Origin of the sequence: Pseudomonas sp. QD4 (assembly GCF_049199125.1) — a bacterium.
Classification (GTDB): Bacteria; Pseudomonadota; Gammaproteobacteria; order Pseudomonadales; family Pseudomonadaceae; genus Aquipseudomonas.
On sequence record NZ_JBLZOM010000001.1, the window covers coordinates 925,877 to 944,594 of the forward strand.

Here is an 18,718-nt window from a genome sequence, read left to right on the forward strand (position 1 = left end):
CGGCCGAACACCCGAGCGTGCGCGCCTAGAACGTCTCGATGACCACCGCCGCCAGGCGGTTATCGCGCGTCAGGTTGATGACCCGGTGGATATAGACCGGGTTGCCGTGATGGATAAAGGTCGTGGTCCGCACTTCGCCCTCATCGAACAGGTAAAAGGGGCAACACAACTTGACCAGGACCTCCTGCAACGGCTTGCCCAAACCACTGCGCAGGGCTAGCGGGTCATCGACCAGGGCATCCACCAGGCGCTCCCGCCCTTCTGATGCCAGGCCCGGCACCTCGAGAAAACACCACTGGTCCGCCACCTCGCACAGGTGGCGATAAAGGGTGAAGCGGTACTCGGCCCCGGCAACGCGCTCCCCTTCGTCCTCGATCAACGCCACCTGCGCATCGACATACCGCGGCTCGCGCCCGGGATCGACCTCGGCCGGCAGCAGGTGTTTCAGGACGCTGCCCCGCAATTGCCCGGGAACCCCGGTCAAGGCCGCATCGCCATCGAGTTCCAGCAAGCGCCAGAGCATCCTGACCTTGGCAAACACCCCACCGTCCGCTTGAAACTGATGAAAAATCTCCAGCACCGTGTTGTCTTGCCTGAGACGGACCTGCTCCACCGAGACCTGGAACTAATCACTGTCGAACATCCCGAAAGGACGCAGGTAATCCACATCCGCCTCGACCGCCACCAGGCTCTGGTGGTGCTCACGGATCAGCCCCGGAAACGAGATATCCAGGCGTTCGGAAAACCAGGACCACATGCTGCTCTTGCACAGCGAGAGCAGCGACCGGGACTGAAACTGCAACGGGTTGAACAAGGTCGGGTCAATCGGCCGCATCACGGCTACAGGACGTTCGCCCATGGCCTCAGCCTCCCGCCACAGCGGTGAAGATATTGATGCAGCCATCGTTGCTCACGCGGTTATCCAGCTGCGTCAGGTCCACTTTCTGACCATTCAACGAGATCAGATAGCCCTTTTTGATATCACCGTTTTTGTCGTGAATAATTTCCTGCAAGTTGGGGTAGTGCTTGACCAGTTCCTGAACGGCCTGATTCACCGTGTTGGCGGCAGAAACATCAATCTCAAGTTCACGCTTGTAATCAACGAAGCGCGCCAGATTTCCGGACAGTTTGAATTTCATGTCATTCACCTTCCTGGTTAGTCAGCTGTTGGCTCAACAGGTCAAACTCGTGCAACTTCCTGATGCCCAAATCGACCACTAGTTTTTCCTGCGGATCGGCGCCGGCAAACAGTGATGTGAAATCGCGGAGTGCGCGGCCAATGCCACTTTCTTCGGTGTACCCCCAGCCGCCCGTAAGTTTGAGTGCGGACAACGCAATCTGGGTGATGTTTTCCACCGCGCAATGCTTGGCAGCGGAAGACAGGGAATCCCAATAGGGATCGGTGTCCCCGTTTACTTGCCGCAACAACGAGCGATAGACAACGGAGCGGGCCGACTCCAGGGCGATATACATCTCCCCGACCACTGCCTGCACATGTTGCATCTCGGCCAGGCGACCGTCGTAGCGAATGGTCCGTTGCAGGTAGCCGATGGTCTGCTCTATCACTCGCCGGGCATGCCCGAGGAACGGACAGGCCTGCAATGAACGCCGGCAGTTGAGAAAGTAGCGTTGCGCGACTGCCAGGCCATCCGTCCCTGCCAGCAGGCGGCTCTCGTCGAGCCGCACGTTATCCAGGGTCAGGTACACCGTGCCCAAGGCCCGTACACCGCTCATCTTCATGGGGCTGGTGCTGACTCCCGGATCGCTGCGCTGCACCAGAAAGACTTGCAGGTCCCGGGTGTCGCTGCGCACGAACACCACGAACAGATCGGCAGTGCGCCCGCCGCTGACGTAAGGTTTTCCGCCATTGAGCAGGTAGTACCCCCTGTCCGGGTCATGCCGTGCATTGGACACGAATGAAAAGGCGTCGGCGTTTTCGGTGTAGGCAAATGCACCGATGCTGGTCCCGGCCACCAGTCGATCGATATAAGGCGCTACCACTTCGCGCCGGCCGACCGCTGCCAGAAAAAGAATAAAGGACATCCTGACCGACAACAGGAATGGAAAAGACATATCACTGGACAAGTACCCGAGCTTCTCCAGCACACTGCCCCATTGCGCAACGCCTATATCGGCGCCGCCATAACGCTGTGGCAGTGCCAGTTGGAATCCGCCGCGCTCGGCAAACAACCTGAATACTTCATCCGGAATCGGAGTGGAACTGCGATCACGTTCCAGGGCATAGGGATTGACCTGTTCGTTGACCAATGAACCGAACAACGACTCGACATCGCTCGCACCTTGCCAATCGATATTCATATGCAGATCCTTCTGCCTTGGGACTGTGTGTTTTAAAGCGCGTAACTCGCCGACGATAGAGGCGTGAACTATCGGCTGGTTGTCATGTTTAAATACGTGGATTCAGTCAATCCGATGGATAGGCTAGACAGGAATATCCATATAACAAGTGTTGTTTTTCGCGGCAAAATGCCACATTCGCCGCCGGCCCCCGTGGTCCTTGAAGATGGGTGTCGAGGATCCCGACGGGCGGTGCCGCAGACGGATTCAGTGACTGGCCAATTCCCAGGCCGCCCCCAGGAGTTTTCGCGATGGACATCAATTGGCACTCGCTATTGCCCAACCTCAAGCGCGAGCCCGCAGCCACGCGGGACGAGATCGACCAGTTGCTGGCCGACTTGTCGCGACCGATCCAGGCCGACGAGCGCCGTTCAATCCTTGACGCGCAGCGTAACCCCTGGCCCGTGAGCCACGGCCTGCACTCAAGCTGGACGCCGATAGACCCCAGCGCCTGGCCCATGCCCGGCGCGTCTCCGACAACGAGTTGGCTGGCGTTTCTGGCATGGTCCAATGGCGGGCTGGTCACCCAGGGCGAAATGGAGTTCTGTTTTTTTGGAACCCGAGAGGTTCGCGAGTTCCTGCTGGCTTACCAGTTCCCCGAGTACATGCCCCAGGCGATCCCCCTGGGGCTGGATGGGGCCGGCAACTTTGCAGTGCTGGATGTGCGCGAACCCGCTCCCCACGCCGAATACCCTGTACTCGTGGCCTCTGCGGGCAATCTGGGTTTCGAGGACGCACGCTGTCTGGCCCCCAGCTTCGAACTGTTCTGCCGACGCACCGAATCGGTTGAAAGTGCGCTGGACTGAAGTATCAACCGCTGAAAATCGATGGGCGCCCCCCCTGCTCTTACGGATCGGTTAGGCACGCTTGATCAGCGGTTCTCAAAGGGTAATGGAGGTCGCCGGATAGAACAGCGTGTTAAGCACGAAAAGAATCATCCAGAAACCGATTTCCAGGGTTTCGGTAATAGGCTGGATGCGTTTCACCGCACCGTAGACATGCACCACAAACATCAAGGCGAAGACCACAAACAGAATATCGAAGGCATAACTGAAACTGGTGCCAGTGGTCGCGGAACGCAGCATGGCAACTTCCACCACCAGAATAAAAGCCCCCAGGCAGCGGCCAAAATAAATGGCCAGATGCTGGTGTTCAGGAATGGTCCAGCGCATCGCCCGGGCCCAGGCGATGGGCGCGATAAAGATCGGCAGGGCAAAAAACAGCGTAGTGACAATCATCAGGGTGGTGATGTAATGCTGACTGTATTGCGCGTAATAACCGAGCATTCCGAGATTCCTTATCGTTGAAGATCACCCCCGAAGGGCAGAATCGCAGAATTACAGCCGCAACTAACGACGTCCATTGTATTCAGGCCGAACGAGACCAAAGAGCGTGCACCCGGGCAAATAGTCGTAGTACCGAAGGTGCATTAGAGGACTGTGTTCGGCCATGTTCCACTCGCTACTTGCGCAATTGAAGCGCCGCCGCTGGAAGTAGATCTTCTTCAATCCACCGCGCCAGTGTGGGCCGATTGATAGCTCGCGCGGTTTGCGCTAAATATTCCAACTCGTCACTGCCCAGGATGAGTCCATGGCTCAGGATCAGTTCAAGGCCCGCCATTGCATCCCGCTCTTGCTCCATGCAAATAACAGCTTGTCGTGCAGGGGTCAGCCCGTTGCAGGCGGCAGATGAAAGACTGGCCCCATTGTCGATCAATCGTTTTACACGCTCGATGTGGCCGAACTTCAGAAGCATGGAGAGCACGGTTATTCCATGGTCATCCGCTTGATCGACCCTGTTGTGTTTTCTGTACCAGGCCAGTACCCATTCAAACACCGGATCGTCATGTTCCAACGCCACTCGATGCAGCAGATTGCCTCCTCCCAGATCACTTTTTTGAAACAGATCAACGTCATTCGCCGCCAGAAACTCAACGCTCTCGATAGAGTCAGCCACATAAAACAACATGGGCACATCGTTATATGATTCGCCTCTTTTAAGACGTGGTAGCAAGCGCTCCATTGCACCTGTATCGCCGTTAATCAGGGCGTCGCCGGCTTCAAAGAGATCCACTATCAACACTTCATCAATCATCGATTGCTACCTATCAGGCATAGAGGTCAATCCAGTTGCAGCACCGGCCGGCCCGAGGCTGACCAAAGGACTTATGTTTGCTGTTGCACGTCATAGTCTGGCAAGTCGATGGCGTCCGCCTTGGGTGAAAGGAACTTGCCGAGCAATGTCTTGAATCCAGGCGCGGTTGCCAACCTCAGCACGGCATGGCCGAGTCCGATGCCAAGCCGTGAATGGGGCGACGCCAACCTCGGGGCGAATTTGGGCACACTTTGCGCCTGGGCGACGTAAGGCCGCATCCGTTGTTCATAAGCGGCGAACGCCTGGGTGTGGTCGACGTGACGAGCCAACTCCCCGGCCAATACATAGGCGCCGCACAGCCCCAGGCTGGTGCCCATGCCGCTGATGGGCGAGGCGCAATAGGCCGCGTCCCCCACCAGCGCGATGCGCCCCTTGGACCAACGGGGCATCCTGACTTGGCCGACCGCTTCCAGGTAAAGGTCGGTTGTTTCATCCAGCGCCGCCAGCACGCGAGGTGTCTCCCAGCCCGCGTCGGCAAACTTTTGCTTGAGCAAGGCTATCTGCTGGTCCTGGGCAAGTTTCTCGTACCCGTTCGGGGCCTGCTGAAAGGACAGAAAAGCCCGCGTGGTGCCCAGGTTATCCGGGCGCAAACAGACACAGCGGCCACCTGGAATGTTGTGCCAGCGCATGACCTGACCGTCGCTTGGCTGCCGGGGCACGGTGAAATAGGCGGTGTACACATCCAGTGGCCGGCGCCGGACCTCATCGCCGAACACCCGATTGCGCGTCGCCGAACCAATGCCCTCGGCCACGATGACCAGATCGTAAACCTGCTCATCGCCCTGCTCGAAGCGCACATGAACCTGTCGGCCATCGTCCTCGATGCTTTGAATACTGTCGCCGAATCGGTACCTGACCCGGTCCTCGCTGCGCTGGATCAATAGCTTGGCCAGTTCGCCACGAAGAATTTCCAGCTCAGCTATCGGCCCCTCGCCGTCGAAGGCGTTCACCCCAATAAACGCCTTGGTCCGGTTGCCCTGGTCAACGAAGGCGATGCCTTGCTCATGAGTCGCGTTCGCCCGAATCAGATCCTCCAGGCCCATACGCTGGACGACCACGCGCCCGGCGCCACGCACATCGACGGTCTGCCCACCGTCGCGAAATGCCGGCGCCCTTTCGACAACGGTGACGTCCATGCCCTGCCGGGACAACCAATAGGCCAATGCCGGCCCGGCGATGCTTGCACCGGTGACAAGAATTTTTTGCGGTTTCATCACGGCTCCCGGTGCTCAAGGGTTGGCTGGGCAGTGCCCGGCAAGGTGCTGCGGTAGACCTCGATCACTCGCCCCAGAAACGCCTCGACCACTGCACGGTCCTGGCCTTCCAGCGCGCCCAGCACCGTGCCCAGGCCGTCGAGCATTGGCGCGAGATGCCGATAGGTCTGCGCCACCGAGGCCGGTACCGGACGCACCAGTACCCGGCGCTTGTCGTTGAGCTGGCGCTCACGGATCACGTGTCCGGCGCGCTCCAGCCGGTCGATGACCTGGGTGATGCCGGCAGTGGTCACTGAAAGGCGCGTTGCAAGCTCGGTCGGTGGCAAGGGGCCGTCAGTTATCAGGTGCTCCAGTGCCGCTACGTCGGTCTGGTTGATGCCCAACGACGTGCCCAAATGGCCGGCCGCCTTGCGCGTGAGGATGGCGATCTGTTGCAGCTGTTGCCCGACCGGATCACTGGCAATCCGAAGGCCGCGTGGGTCCTCGGTGGTCAATGGCGCAGAGGAGCGTGGCGAGATAGGCATGATGAAATCAACGGCCGAGGGTAACGGGCCAGCAAATTAGCATATAGCTAACTTGCTTAGCTAGTTTTCTGATAACCGCTAGAGCCCCTACCCTGTCAGCCCGCAGCAACCGCACAATTGCCATTTGCCAGCATCTTGTCGGTTATAAAACCCTGCCTATATGATCGCGCCTCACCCAATAGGCACCGGCTTTGGTCCAGGGACTGATGCTGCCCCAGGCTTTTCACAGGCTCTACAAGGATGTTGAAATGATGAAAATCAAGATGGCGCCACAGTCGCGTAAGGACGCTGGCCTGGGTCAGATAGTGGCCGGTTGGGTCTTGGCCGCAATAACCCTGGCAGCGCCTGCACTGGTCCAGGCCAAGGACGCGCCGATTCCCCCTGGTGCAGTGCTCAGCGTGATGGAAAACATCCAGTTCGACGATCAGGCCGACACCGGGGAACTGGAGGACGGTGCCGTTGCGACTTTCTGGTACGGCCATGAGCTCGACCTCGACGGCAAGCACTACTACACCGCGTTCGTCTGGCATACCCGGGACAGCGCCGCCCGCCAGGGCGAGGACTTCGCCGCACCCGAGGTCCAGGTCAGGCTGGCAGAGGCGACATTCGAGCGCACTCACCCGGGCCAGACTCAGGCCTATACCTTGCGTTACATCGAACGCAAGATCGGTTTCTTTGGAGCCCGGGAAAAGCCCGAGGACGTCGACCCCGCTCGCCCTGCCCTGGAACACCGCACAGCCGATGGCCGCCTGCTGTTGGCCGTACCGACCTCGACCTTCGACAGCGGCGTCATCTTCAACGGCTACACGCTGTTCGTGTTCAATCCGAAGAAAAACGAGGATGACAACGGCTGGATCTGGACCTTTATCGGCCAGGTGCGCACCGGCGAGGACAACTCGGCCGCATGCGACGAGGGCGCCGTGATGCCTTGCACCTTCAGCAAGGGCGAACTGAGTTTTGTCGACGGCCAGGGCCCGATGCCGCAGGTGAAGGTCACGCTCAGCGGCACCACCTTCGATGGCCCGGACAGCACCCGCCCCCTGGCTGCCGCCGACAACGTGACCTATGTCTACGACGGCCAGAAAAGGGAATACATCAGCAACCACTGAGTGGGCCCTGGGGGATGACAAGGCCTTGAATGGCGGTCGCCCCCCTCCACTTCAGCTCGCGGCCGGCCTCAGGTATCAGCCAGGCGGTACAGCGCTTGGGCATGGGACGGCATCAGACCGGCGCGTTGCAGATTGCGCCGGCTTTGCGAGTTGGCCAGCGCCGTCGCGGCGACGACACGGCAACCATGGGCCCTGGCCCGCTCTATCCGATGGGAGATCAGGGCGCCGTGATAGCCAGCGCCCCTGGCGGTTTTGCGGGTGGCGGCCGTTCCCAGGTAGGCAACCCCATGGTCGGCCAGGTACATCAAGGCACCCGCTACGACCTGGCCTTCGGCTCTGAGCACGTAGATTTTCATGCGCTCATCCGGCCCATGCCCCGCAAAAGAGGCTTGAGACAGCTCTCGCAGCTCCGGTTTGGTGCGAAAACCGCCGGCATGAACCTCGGCGAATTCGGCCAGCGTCTGCGGCGTGACCTCTTCGATCTCAAAGGGGTGACGGTTTGCGACCCCGTTGTCGATGGCGCAGGCAAATTGCAAATGCGTCCAGCCCTTCAACTTCTCCAGGGATGCGCCGGCCAGCTCGGCGTATGGCTGCATCGCGGGGGCTTTTCCGATCAGCGGGGTGACGGTCGAATAGGCTGCCGATGCCTTGAGCAAACTCAACACGGCCTGAGGCTCCCCCGGATTGTCGCCGTAGATGCGATTGAACATCGGGCTCGGCGTGGCCTGCACGTAAAAGCACGCCGCGTCGCCGTTGGAGAAAACCCTGGCCCCGTAGGGGTTGCCCTCGATCCTCAGCAGATTCTCGACCCGAGCACACAAGTACTGCCGTTCTGCGGCCTCGATCTCATGGGCCAATCCAATATCCATGTGCATCGTCCTTTATCGGGGGCGTTCCTGAGGGGCCGCACAGCCTGGTCCGTCACTTAACGCTGACCTGACCCCGGGCGTACATATAGATGGAACCGTGGTCGGGGATCTTGCAGGTGATCACACCCGGTGCGCCGGGCACCTTCTTGTCGTCCAGGGTGATCACCTCGGCGAGGTGGAAGTACTGCTTATCCTGCAGATTCTTGGCCTCGGCCGCAGCGTCGACCAGGCGCCCCAGCACTTCGGTGAAGGCTTCGTAGCACTGGTCTTCTTCACTCAGCTTCAGCTTGGCCAGCTCACGGTCGCTCTTGACGGCCATCTCGATCACCACCGGCTCCGCCGGCGTGGAGGTGGGCTGCGCCTCCACGTTCTGCATCGCGTAGCTGATTTTCAGTTGCCGAGGGTTGTAATGATAGCGCAGGAACTTCCAGTCCTTCATCGCGTAGGCCAGGCCTTTTTCCGGGTCAAGGTAAAGCGTCACGTCATAGGTGTTCTGCACCCGCTTGCCGATCAGTTCCGATGCCGCGTGGGCCGTTTGCAAGTTCGCACTCAGCAGGAGTGCAGCCAGGGTCATGGCGAGGGAGGTGATTTTCATGGCTGGCAGTCCGTTCCGTGGCGATAGGTAGTAGCTCAAAGACGGCGGATGCTTTCATGGGCCCAGGGGGTGGTCAAGAGACTGGAGGGTGCAGACCGCCATACAACTGTCGTCACACCTATGCGACAATGCGCGCCATGTCTGGCATGAACCCCCGCATTCATCTCCCAGCAGCTCGGCCATAACGTGCAGATGCTGCTCTCGACTTATGCGCGATGGATCAACTCAACGTACGGGTTGGAGCGAAATCGAATCGCTCCATATCGGTCCCAAATTGGTCCCAGCCGAAACAAGCGCACTCTAAGCTATTGATAGGTAAAGTAATTGATCTCCACAGCTAACATCACGATGCAATTCGGCGCCAAGCCGTTGTTCGAAAACGTTTCGGTCAAATTCGGCGCCGGCAACCGTTATGGCCTGATCGGTGCCAACGGTTGCGGCAAGTCGACCTTCATGAAGATCCTCGGCGGCGACCTGGATCCATCCGGCGGCCAGGTGATGCTGGAACCGAACGTGCGTCTGGGTAAGCTGCGCCAGGATCAGTTCGCCTACGAAGAATTCACCGTGATCGACACCGTGATCATGGGTCACGAAGAGCTGTGGAAGGTCAAGGCTGAGCGCGATCGCATCTACTCGCTGCCGGAAATGACCGAAGAAGACGGCATGGCCGTGGCCGAGCTGGAAACCGACTTCGCCGAAATGGACGGCTACACCGCCGAATCCCGCGCCGGCGAACTGCTGCTGGGCCTGGGTATCGGCATCGAGCAGCACAATGGCCCGATGAGCGAAGTCTCCCCAGGCTGGAAACTGCGGGTATTGCTGGCCCAGGCGTTGTTCTCCGATCCTGAAGTGCTGTTGCTCGACGAACCGACCAACCACCTGGACATCAACACCATCCGCTGGCTGGAAAACATCCTGACCCAGCGCAACAGCCTGATGATCATCATCTCCCACGACCGTCACTTCCTGAACAGCGTGTGCACCCACATGGCTGACCTGGACTACGGCGAGCTGCGTCTGTTCCCGGGCAACTACGACGAATACATGACCGTGGCGACCCAGTCCCGCGAGCAACTGCTGTCGGACAACGCCAAGAAGAAAGCGCAGATTTCCGAACTGCAATCGTTCGTCAGCCGCTTCTCGGCCAACGCCTCGAAAGCCAAGCAGGCCACTTCCCGCGCCAAGGCGATCGACAAGATCCAACTGGCCGAGGTCAAGCCTTCGAGCCGCGTGAGCCCGTTCATCCGCTTCGAACAAACCAAGAAGCTGCACCGCCAAGCAGTGATTGTCGAGCGCATGGCCAAAGGCTTCGATGGCAAAACCCTGTTCAAGGACTTCAGCTTCCAGGTCGAAGCCGGCGAGCGCGTCGCGATCATCGGCCCGAACGGTATCGGCAAGACCACCCTGCTGCGTACCCTGGTCAACGAACTGACTCCGGACGCCGGCACCGTGAAATGGACCGAAGCCGCTGAACTGGGCTACTACGCCCAGGACCACGCGTCGGACTTCGAAGACGAATCCAACCTGTTCGACTGGATGGGCCGCTGGACCAAGGAAGGCGAACAAATGGTTCGTGGCACCCTGGGCCGCATGCTGTTCTCCAACGATGAGATCCTCAAGTCGGTCAAGGTCATCTCCGGTGGCGAGCAAGGTCGCATGCTGTTCGGCAAGCTGATTCTGCAAAAGCCGAACGTGCTGATCATGGACGAACCGACCAACCACTTGGACATGGAATCCATCGAGGCGCTGAACCTGGCGCTGGAAAACTACCCGGGCACGCTGATTTTCGTCAGCCACGACCGTGAGTTCGTCTCGTCCCTGGCCACCCGCATCATCGAACTCAGCCCAAGCGGCGTGACCGACTTCAGCGGCACCTACGACGACTACCTGCGCAGCCAGGGTGTAGCGATCTAAGCCAAGAGCCTCGATAAGCGGCAAGCTGCAAGAAAAAGCCCTGTCCTGGTGACGGGGCTTTTTGTTTTTCCCGCACGGTGGTACGCCAGCTCGAAGCAATAGATAGCCTGCTTTCTTTTATTATCCAGCCACGCCATGATGCGGTTCTCCAACCGCCCGCCCGCGAACGAGCCCTCATGTCTGCGCAACAGCCGCCTGCTCCCAGCTCCATGACGATCACCCTGCAGATCGTTTCCATCGTTTTCTATACCTTTATTGCCTTCCTCTGCATCGGCCTGCCGATTGCCGTGTTGCCGGGTTATGTCCACGAACAGTTGGGTTTCAGCGCCGTGGTGGCCGGGCTGACCATTGGTTCGCAATACCTGGCGACCCTGCTCAGCCGGCCCATGGCCGGGCGCATGTCGGACAGCGTCGGCACCAAGCGCGCCATTGTGTACGGGTTGATCGGGATCCTCCTGAGCGGCGGCCTGACACTGCTCTCGACCCTGCTGCAAAGCCTGCCGCTGCTGAGCCTGACCATCCTGCTCGGCGGGCGCCTGCTGCTGGGCGTGGCCCAGGGCCTGATCGGGGTTGGCACCATCAGCTGGTGCATGGGCCAGGTAGGCGCCGAACACACCGCTCGCTCGATCTCGTGGAACGGCATTGCCTCCTATGGGGCGATTGCCATTGGGGCACCGCTGGGGGTGGTGATGGTCGACCAGTTCGGTTTCGCCAGCCTTGGCATCGCCTTGTCACTGTTGGCAGCCCTGGCTCTGGTACTGATCCGCAACAAAGCCTCGGTGCCGGTGGTGCGTGGCGAGCGCCTGCCGTTCTGGGCGGTGTTCGGACGCATCGCCCCCTATGGCGCCAGCCTGAGCCTGGCCTCCATCGGCTACGGCACCCTGACCACCTTTATTACCCTGTTTTATCTGAATCGCGGCTGGACCGGCGCCGCCTACTGTCTGACCGTATTTGGCGTGTGCTTCATCGTGTCGCGACTGTTGTTCATCTCCGCCATCAGCCGCTTCGGCGGCTTCAGGGCCGCTATCGCCTGCATGAGCATCGAGACCCTGGGCCTGGTCCTGCTGTGGCTCGCGCCCTCCACCGCCTACGCCCTGATCGGCGCCGGGCTGACCGGTTTTGGCTTGTCACTGGTGTACCCGGCGCTGGGCGTCGAGGCGATCAGGCAGGTGCCCAACAGCAGTCGCGGTGCGGGCCTGAGTGCGTATGCGGTGTTTTTCGATCTGGCGCTGGCGATTGCCGGGCCGTTGATGGGGGCGGTGGCGCTGAACCTGGGGTATTCGTGGATCTTCTTCTGCGCGGCGCTGCTGTCCGTCACCGCGCTGGGCCTGACGCTGCTGTTGCAGCGCCGGTCCAACGCCTGACTCACTGATCCGCGGTCTGCATCCCGGCGCGGCTGGATTTGCCCAGGGTGTGGGCGAAGAATTTGCCGGCCTCGGCAATCAGGTTGCGGTGAATGTCCTCGCGGTCGACGCCATCGGCATCGGTGCACAGCGCTGGCATCGCTGCCAACTGCGCTTCGCTGCACGGGGCCATGAACACGAAATGCCCGGCGCCGGCCAGCAGCTTGAAGTCCGGTGCCACCGGCAGCTTGCGTGCCAGGGCCGCGGCGTTCTTGTCCAGCGCCACCAGTTTGTCGCCGTCGCCACTGTAGAGCAGCACCGGTACATGCACGCCCGCCAGGGTATGGCGACCGAACTTGAGGCTCAGCGGCGCCATCAGCATCAAGGCATGCACCCGGGCATCCGCCACCGGCTGCAAATCATCGCGATCGACGATCAGTTCACCCTGGGTATTGCAGGCATCCCGATCATCGGGACGCTCCTGGCAATAGCGCCGCAGGCGATCCAGGTCCGGGGTGGCTCCCGAGAGAATCAGCGCGGTTTCACCACCGGCGGAATAGCCGATCACCCCCACCTGATCGGCATTGACGAAAGGTGACAGCATCGGGTCGGCCAGGGTCGCGGTAATGGCTTCGGAAATCTGGATCGGCCGCCCATAGAGGTTACTCAAGGTGCCGAGGCGGCTGTGGTCCTTGGAGTTGTCACCGGGGTGGATCACCGCCACTACCACGAACCCCTTGCGGGCCAGGGAGGTGGCCAGATCGTGCAGTGCCAGCGGGGTGCCAGTATTGCCATGGGACAGCATCAGCATCGGGAAACGACCAATGGCGACCTTGGCATCCTGGGTCGCCGCCACTTGGTATCCCTCAAGCGTGCTGTTGTGCTCGTAACCGGTGGATGGGTAAAAAGCGATGGCGCGCATGGGTTGCAGGTCGAGCGGGTCGAGAAAGGTCATCTCGTGATAACCGACGCTCCAGTGCGGGTGCGGTGCGGGCGCGGCCTGCACCGAAATCAGGCTGCTGAGCAGGCAGATCAGTAACAGTGCACTGAGACGTTTCATGGGACGCCCACCTTTGCGGCTGGATCGAGAAACCCTTTGCCCCTGCCCTCCCTTGCAGCCAAGGCCTTGCAACACATCTGGCGAACGCTGGCAGGGGAACAGGCAAAAGACCGATGAACTTTTATCTGCATAACCTGGGCCAGAAGGCGTGAAAGGCAAAAACAAAAAAACTCCGTACTCTGATCATTTTCGACACTGATCAGAATACAGAGTTTAGTGCGCGTTACCGCACCCGGATTAAGTCTTTACACAAGTATTACGCGGCGGCGAATTGCTCTTCGATCTGCGCCTGGGCGTCGCTCAAGGCCTTGCTGCGCACTTCTTCACCGTACGCCAGGCCGTGGGCGCGGACGAATTCCAGGTCGGTGATGCCGATAAAACCCAGCATGACCTTGAGGTAATCTTCATGACCGACGCCGGTTGCCTGGCCCACATGCAGGCCGCCGGAGGTGGAAACCACCACAACTTTCTTGTTGCCGCACAGGCCTTCAGGGCCGGCTTCGGTGTAACGGAACGTCTGGCCGGCCACTGCAATGCGGTCGATCCAGGCCTTGAGCTGGGTCGGAATACTGAAGTTGTACATCGGCGCAGCAATTACTACGGCGTCAGCCGCCAGGAACTCGGCCAGGGTCGAAGCGCTAAGCTCGGCTTCGTGCTGCAGCGCGGCGTCGCGCAATTCGGCCGAGGTGCCGGCGGCAAGCAACGTGGCGGCGGAAAAGTGGCTGATGGCATCGCTGGCCAGGTCGCGGTAGGTAATCTCCACCGATGGATCGGCGGCTTGCCAGGCGGCCACCACGTTGTGGCTCAACTGACGGGAGGCCGAGTGGTCGCCAAGGATGCTCGAATCGATATGCAACAGTTTCATGTGGGATCTCCAAGTGAGGATCGCCACCGGGCGATCAAGTGGGGGTGATCCTACAGATGAAACCAATAGCTGATTAGTCGGCATAAATGCGATAGTTCGTCTCATCAGTGGAACAGTCGAGCCCATCATGCAAGACCTCAACGATCTTTATTACTTTGCCAAGGTGGTGGAAGCCGGTGGTTTTGCCGCCGCCGGACGCCTGCTGGGCATCCCCAAGTCCCGCCTGTCGAGGCGCATTGCCCAGCTTGAAGAACGCCTCAACGCGCGCCTGCTGCAACGCACCACGCGGCAATTGAAGCTGACCGCGGTCGGCGAGCGCTATTTGCGCCATTGCCAGGCCATGCTGCTGGAGGCGGAAATGGCCGACGAAGCCGTGGCCAGCATGTCCAGTGAGCCCCGTGGGCGCTTGCGGGTGTCCTGCCCGGTGGGCCTGGCGCACCAGTTCCTGCCACAGGTCATCAGCACCTTCCTCGGCAAACACCCCCATGTTCAGCTGGAAATGATGCTGCTCAATCGCCGCGTCGACCTGGTGACCGAGGGCATCGACGTGGCCCTGCGTGTGCGCGAACTGGGGGATGAAGACCCACTGCTGGTTACTCGCCGCCTGCGCCAGGCACAGACGGTGATGGTCGCCAGCCCCGACTTTCTGCGCGAGCGCAGCATCAGCCACCCGCAAGACCTGCACCAGGTACCGGTGCTCGGCGCCCTGGAAGCCGATCGCCAGGTGCATTTGCGCATGTTCGACGAACAGGGCACCCAGTTTGATTTGGCGCTGGAGGCACGGCTGGGCATCGACGACTTTATCGTGCGCAAGGCCTGCACCCTGTCCGGACTGGGCTTCACCGTTTTGCCGATGATGTACTGCGAGGAAGAACTGCAAACTGGACAACTGGTGCAACTGCTGCCCCAGTGGTCGCTGCCGGGCGGCTGGCTGCAGGCAGTTTATCCCCATCGCCGCGGGTTATTGCCGGCCGTACGATCCTGGATCGATCACCTGACCGAATCCTTCAAGAGTTGCGGAGACCGAACCCTGTGAAAGCCAAACCCATGAGCGAAGACGACGTGGCGCAATTCTGCCTGGCCCTGCCCGGTGCCCGGGAAGACTACAAGTGGGGTGGCGTGCGGGTGTTTTCCATTGCCGGCAACAAGATGTTCGCCCTGCAAGGCCTGCGGGGCGACTCCCTGGCGTTCAAGGTCGACAAGGAGTTGTTCCTCGGCCATGTCGACCGCCCGGGGATCCATCCCGCACCTTACTTGGCGCGAGCCCATTGGGTGATCATGGACACGCCCTACCCGCTGGTCGCCGGCGAGCTGCAAGAGCTGCTGCGGCGCTCCCATCAATTGGTGGTGGCCAAATTGCCGAAACGGGTACAGGTAGGGCTGCTGCTCTAGAGCAGGTTCGACAGCCCGGCGTCGAGAAACAGCCGGTCGATCCAGAACACTTGGTGCACCGCCACGATCAGCCAGAACAGCGCCTGGTACGAGACCTTGCGCGTCTTGTGCCGGAACACTTGCTGCGCCAGCAACGCGCCGGGCCAGCCACCGGCCAGCTCCAGGGCGTGCAGGACCTTTTCCGGCGTGCGCTGGCCGTTGTTGCGGGCCTGGCGCTTGTCGTACCCGTAGAGCGCAAAGGTCAGGCCGCTGACGACCCCATAACCGACCAGGGGTAGCAGCGATACCCCCTGCTGCCATAGGGACAGCGAGCCGAACAACGGCAGCCCGCACAGCAAGGCGAACGCCAGCCACTTCAGGCGTGGGTGCGCGACCGTCGTCCCGCTGTTGCGCCCGGGGCGAGCACTGCTCCGTGGCTCGCTCAAGGCTTGGCCGCCGCCCAGTCCACCCAGCCAAACTGCCAGGTGGCGAGGATCAGCAGGCCGAACACGATCCGGTACCAGGCAAACGCGGCGTAGCTGTGGCTGGCAATGAACTTGAGCAGGCCCTTGACCGCGATCATGGCGAAGATAAACGCGGTCACGAAGCCGATGGCGAACACCGGCATATCATCGGGCTGGAACAGATGACGGTACTTGTAGCCGGAATACACCGCCGCTCCGACCATGGTCGGCATGGCCAGGAAGAACGAAAACTCGGTAGCGGTCTTGCGCGACAGGCCGAACAGCAGGCCGCCGATGATGGTCGAGCCGGAGCGCGACGTGCCGGGAATCATCGCCAGGCATTGGGCGAAACCGACTTTCAGAGCGTCCTGCCAGGTGATGTCATCAACGCTGTGGGCATGCACCTCATGCTCACGGCGCTCGGCCCAGAGCATGATCACCCCGCCGACCACCAGGGCCGTGGCCACCGTGATCGGGTTGAACAGGTATTGATGGATCAGGTCGGCAAAAATCACCCCCAGCACCACGGCCGGGAAAAACGCGATCAGCAGGTTGACGGTAAACCGCTGGGCGTTACGTTGCCTGGGCAGGCCCACCACCACGTCGAAGATCTTGCGCCGAAACTCCCAGACCACGGCCAGGATCGCCCCGAGCTGGATGATGATGTTGAACGCCATGGCGCGCTCGCCGCCAAAGTCGAGCAGGTCCGCCACAATAATCTGGTGGCCGGTGCTGCTGATGGGCAAAAACTCTGTCAGCCCCTCGACAACCCCAAGTATCAACGCCTGAGCGGCGGTCCAAAGATCCATCAATCCCCCATAAGGCCGTGCTGCAGCAGGCCCTGATCGTTTTTTTAGTGTTCACTGCGATGAGCGTAGCGGTGGTGCGCGCGCAATAGAATTAACAACAACCGATGAAAAATCCGTGAAAAATCAAGCCGGATTCAGGTTTTCCGCTGCGGGGCCGAAATCCTATCAGACATGCATGAATAACGCTTCGACCTTGTCTGGCCGACAGGCTCGGCGCCCCGGGCCGACAAGGTGCCTGAATACTCGCGACTATTGATGACAAGAACAACAAATCGGAGTGACGCAATGATGAATAGCTTGCGCAATGTATCGATCAGCCGCCGGCTGTGGCTGATCCTGATAGTCGCGGTGCTCATGCTATTGACCCTGGGCATGTTGATGCTCAAGCAGATCCACAACGATCTGTATCAGGCCAAGGCGCAGAAAACCCAACATGTGGTGCAGACCGCCAACGGTGTGCTGGCGTATTACCAAAGCCTCGAAACCGCCGGAACCCTGAGCCGCGAGGCTGCGCAGAAACAGGCCCTGAGCGTGATTCGCGGCTTGCGCTACGACCAGAATGACTACTTCTGGATCAACGACCTGACGCCGGTGATGGTCATGCACCCGGCCAACCCCAAGCTTGAAGGCCAGAACCTCTCGGCGATCAAGGACCCGGATGGCTTTGCCCTGTTCAACGAGATGGTCAACATCGCCAAGACCAAGGGCGCCGGCATGGTCGACTACCGCTGGCCGAAGCCCGGGGCGGACGCGCCGGTGCAGAAAACCTCCTATGTCCAGTTGTTCCAGCCCTGGGGCTGGATCATCGGCTCGGGGGTGTATATCGATGACATGCAGGCCGAGTTCTACACCCAGGTCCGTCAGGCGTCGTTTATCGGCCTGGGCATTGCGCTGCTGATGGGCCTGCTGGTGGCGCTGATCGCCCGCAGCATCGTGCGCCCCCTCCAGGAAACGGTGCATGCCATGGCCAATATCGCCAGCGGCGAAAGCGACCTGACCCGCACCCTCGATACCCACGGCCAGGATGAGGTCACGGAATTGGCGCGGCATTTCAACGGCTTTACCGCCAAGTTGCGCCTGGTGGTCAGCCAGTTGCAGGTGTCCGCCGGTGCCCTGGAGCAGTCCTCGGCAGACCTGGGCAGCAACGCCAGCCAGGCCCAGGAACGCAGCCAACAGCAATCGCAGCAGATGGAGCTGGTGGCTACCGCCATCAACGAGGTGACCTACGGCGTGCAGGATGTGGCGAAAAACGCCGAGCATGCCGCCAGTGAAATGCGCGATGCCGAGGCCCAGGCGCAACAGGGCCAGGTCAATATCGACGGCAGCCTGCAACAGATCGACCGGCTGTCGAGCACCATCGACCAGGCGGTTGAAGTGATTCGCACCCTGGCCGCGGAAAGCACTCAGATCGGCAGTGTGCTGGAGGTGATTCGCTCGATCGCCGAGCAGACCAACCTGCTGGCGTTGAATGCGGCCATCGAGGCGGCCCGCGCCGGCGAACAGGGTCGCGGCTTTGCGGTGGTGGCTGATGAGGTGCGGTTGCTGGCGCAACGCACGCAGAAATCCACGGCCGAGATCCAGTCGATGATCGAGCGCCTGCAGAACCATTCCGAAGCCGCGGTCAAGGTGATTGGCGACAGCAGCCGTGCCTCGCAGATGACCATCGAACAGGCCGGTCTGGCCGGCCAGAGTCTGAATGCCATCGGTCAGGCACTGCGCAACCTCAACGGGCTCAACGCCTCCATCGCCAGTGCCACCCTGCAGCAGGCCCATGTGGTCGAAGACATCAACCAGAACGTGACCCAGGCCGCAGGCCTGTCCCACAGCACGGCGATGGCGGCCGAGCAGTCCAGCGCCGCCAGTCGCCACCTCAAGGAGCTCAGCGAGCAGCTCAACGGTCTGTTGCGCCAGTTCCGCGTCTAGGTCCCGGCGGTGGCGGGCCCTGCCCGCCACCTTCGCCGCGCTCGCGGACTAACGCGCAGCGCCGCACTCTGGTTACAATCCGCGCCCTCCTCCATTTTCCCAAGGAATGTCCATGCCCGGGCTTGAACTGTTTGCCGTTGCGCTCG

General features: G+C 60.7%; 21 protein-coding genes and 1 pseudogene. 8 read left to right on the plus strand and 14 right to left on the minus strand.

The window, feature by feature from the left end; genetic code table 11:
• Positions 1–25 precede the first annotated feature (25 nt).
• From ACOZJV_RS04090 to ACOZJV_RS04105, 4 genes are read right to left on the minus strand one after another with little or no spacing between them, the layout of a single operon-like run.
• Entirely contained in the window at positions 26–580 is a 555-nt protein-coding gene (locus ACOZJV_RS04090) for a hypothetical protein (protein WP_421546904.1), read from the minus strand.
• A gap of 45 nt (positions 581–625) precedes the next feature.
• Positions 626–859, minus strand: a complete 234-nt coding sequence (locus ACOZJV_RS04095) for a hypothetical protein (protein ID WP_421546905.1) — start codon at positions 857–859, stop codon at positions 626–628.
• Between the two features lie 4 nt (positions 860–863).
• A complete protein-coding gene (locus tag ACOZJV_RS04100; RefSeq protein ID WP_421546906.1) occupies positions 864–1,139 on the minus strand; it encodes a MoaD/ThiS family protein in 276 nt (91 codons plus the stop codon).
• A gap of 1 nt (position 1,140) precedes the next feature.
• A complete protein-coding gene (locus tag ACOZJV_RS04105; protein WP_421546907.1) occupies positions 1,141–2,319 on the minus strand; it encodes an acyl-CoA dehydrogenase family protein in 1,179 nt (392 codons plus the stop codon).
• 290 nt (positions 2,320–2,609) lie between these two features.
• On the opposite strand from ACOZJV_RS04105, the gene ACOZJV_RS04110 reads away from it, so the two are divergent.
• A complete protein-coding gene (locus ACOZJV_RS04110) occupies positions 2,610–3,164 on the plus strand; it encodes an SMI1/KNR4 family protein (protein WP_201130852.1) in 555 nt (184 codons plus the stop codon).
• Positions 3,165–3,239: 75 nt separating this feature from the next.
• Here the strand turns inward: ACOZJV_RS04110 and ACOZJV_RS04115 are convergent, their stop codons facing one another.
• The 4 genes from ACOZJV_RS04115 to ACOZJV_RS04130 form a co-directional block, all read right to left on the minus strand.
• Positions 3,240–3,644, minus strand: a complete 405-nt coding sequence (locus ACOZJV_RS04115; protein ID WP_078472213.1) for a hypothetical protein — start codon at positions 3,642–3,644, stop codon at positions 3,240–3,242.
• Positions 3,645–3,819: 175 nt separating this feature from the next.
• Positions 3,820–4,452, minus strand: coding sequence for a hypothetical protein (locus ACOZJV_RS04120; RefSeq protein WP_421546908.1), 633 nt, complete (start codon positions 4,450–4,452; stop codon positions 3,820–3,822).
• Positions 4,453–4,523: 71 nt separating this feature from the next.
• Positions 4,524–5,726, minus strand: coding sequence for an FAD-dependent monooxygenase (locus tag ACOZJV_RS04125; protein WP_421547578.1), 1,203 nt, complete (start codon positions 5,724–5,726; stop codon positions 4,524–4,526).
• Positions 5,726–6,250, minus strand: coding sequence for a MarR family winged helix-turn-helix transcriptional regulator (locus ACOZJV_RS04130; RefSeq protein ID WP_421546909.1), 525 nt, complete (start codon positions 6,248–6,250; stop codon positions 5,726–5,728). The genes ACOZJV_RS04125 and ACOZJV_RS04130 overlap by 1 nt, the downstream gene beginning before the upstream one ends.
• A gap of 248 nt (positions 6,251–6,498) precedes the next feature.
• Here ACOZJV_RS04130 and ACOZJV_RS04135 point away from each other — a divergent pair, with 248 nt between their 5' ends.
• Entirely contained in the window at positions 6,499–7,359 is an 861-nt protein-coding gene (locus ACOZJV_RS04135) for a hypothetical protein (RefSeq protein ID WP_421546910.1), read from the plus strand.
• A gap of 68 nt (positions 7,360–7,427) precedes the next feature.
• On the opposite strand, the gene ACOZJV_RS04140 is transcribed toward ACOZJV_RS04135, so the two are convergent.
• Positions 7,428–8,228, minus strand: coding sequence for a GNAT family N-acetyltransferase (locus ACOZJV_RS04140; RefSeq protein WP_421546911.1), 801 nt, complete (start codon positions 8,226–8,228; stop codon positions 7,428–7,430).
• A gap of 52 nt (positions 8,229–8,280) precedes the next feature.
• On the minus strand, positions 8,281–8,823 hold the full coding sequence (locus ACOZJV_RS04145) for a hypothetical protein (RefSeq protein WP_421546912.1): 543 nt from the start codon (positions 8,821–8,823) through the stop codon (positions 8,281–8,283).
• 92 nt (positions 8,824–8,915) lie between these two features.
• On the opposite strand from ACOZJV_RS04145, the pseudogene ACOZJV_RS04150 reads away from it, so the two are divergent.
• The 3 genes and pseudogenes from ACOZJV_RS04150 to ACOZJV_RS04160 all read left to right on the plus strand — a co-directional run.
• Positions 8,916–9,127 (plus strand): annotated as a pseudogene (locus tag ACOZJV_RS04150) (hypothetical protein); the annotation flags it as partial.
• 20 nt (positions 9,128–9,147) lie between these two features.
• Positions 9,148–10,737, plus strand: coding sequence for an ABC-F family ATPase (locus ACOZJV_RS04155; RefSeq protein WP_078472206.1), 1,590 nt, complete (start codon positions 9,148–9,150; stop codon positions 10,735–10,737).
• A 176-nt stretch (positions 10,738–10,913) separates the two neighbouring features.
• The gene (locus ACOZJV_RS04160) at positions 10,914–12,101 is read left to right on the plus strand and encodes an MFS transporter (protein ID WP_421546913.1); all 1,188 of its coding nucleotides are present in this window, start codon (positions 10,914–10,916) and stop codon (positions 12,099–12,101) included.
• 1 nt (position 12,102) lies between these two features.
• On the opposite strand, the gene ACOZJV_RS04165 is transcribed toward ACOZJV_RS04160, so the two are convergent.
• On the minus strand, positions 12,103–13,140 hold the full coding sequence (locus ACOZJV_RS04165; RefSeq protein ID WP_020298078.1) for an alpha/beta hydrolase family protein: 1,038 nt from the start codon (positions 13,138–13,140) through the stop codon (positions 12,103–12,105).
• Between the two features lie 256 nt (positions 13,141–13,396).
• A complete protein-coding gene (locus ACOZJV_RS04170) occupies positions 13,397–14,005 on the minus strand; it encodes an FMN-dependent NADH-azoreductase (RefSeq protein WP_421546914.1) in 609 nt (202 codons plus the stop codon).
• 127 nt (positions 14,006–14,132) lie between these two features.
• Here ACOZJV_RS04170 and ACOZJV_RS04175 point away from each other — a divergent pair, with 127 nt between their 5' ends.
• Positions 14,133–15,041 (plus strand): LysR substrate-binding domain-containing protein, encoded by a 909-nt coding sequence (locus ACOZJV_RS04175; RefSeq protein WP_078472203.1) that lies wholly within the window; start codon positions 14,133–14,135, stop codon positions 15,039–15,041.
• 11 nt (positions 15,042–15,052) lie between these two features.
• A complete protein-coding gene (locus ACOZJV_RS04180; RefSeq protein ID WP_421547579.1) occupies positions 15,053–15,397 on the plus strand; it encodes an MmcQ/YjbR family DNA-binding protein in 345 nt (114 codons plus the stop codon).
• Here the strand turns inward: ACOZJV_RS04180 and ACOZJV_RS04185 are convergent.
• Entirely contained in the window at positions 15,394–15,822 is a 429-nt protein-coding gene (locus ACOZJV_RS04185; protein ID WP_421546915.1) for a DUF1294 domain-containing protein, read from the minus strand. The two genes, ACOZJV_RS04180 and ACOZJV_RS04185, sit on opposite strands and share 4 nt — an antisense overlap.
• Positions 15,819–16,649, minus strand: coding sequence for an undecaprenyl-diphosphate phosphatase (locus tag ACOZJV_RS04190; RefSeq protein ID WP_078472200.1), 831 nt, complete (start codon positions 16,647–16,649; stop codon positions 15,819–15,821). The genes ACOZJV_RS04185 and ACOZJV_RS04190 overlap by 4 nt, the downstream gene beginning before the upstream one ends.
• Before the next feature lie 288 nt (positions 16,650–16,937).
• Here ACOZJV_RS04190 and ACOZJV_RS04195 point away from each other — a divergent pair, with 288 nt between their 5' ends.
• On the plus strand, positions 16,938–18,572 hold the full coding sequence (locus ACOZJV_RS04195) for a methyl-accepting chemotaxis protein (RefSeq protein WP_043229803.1): 1,635 nt from the start codon (positions 16,938–16,940) through the stop codon (positions 18,570–18,572).
• Positions 18,573–18,718: the final 146 nt, after the last annotated feature.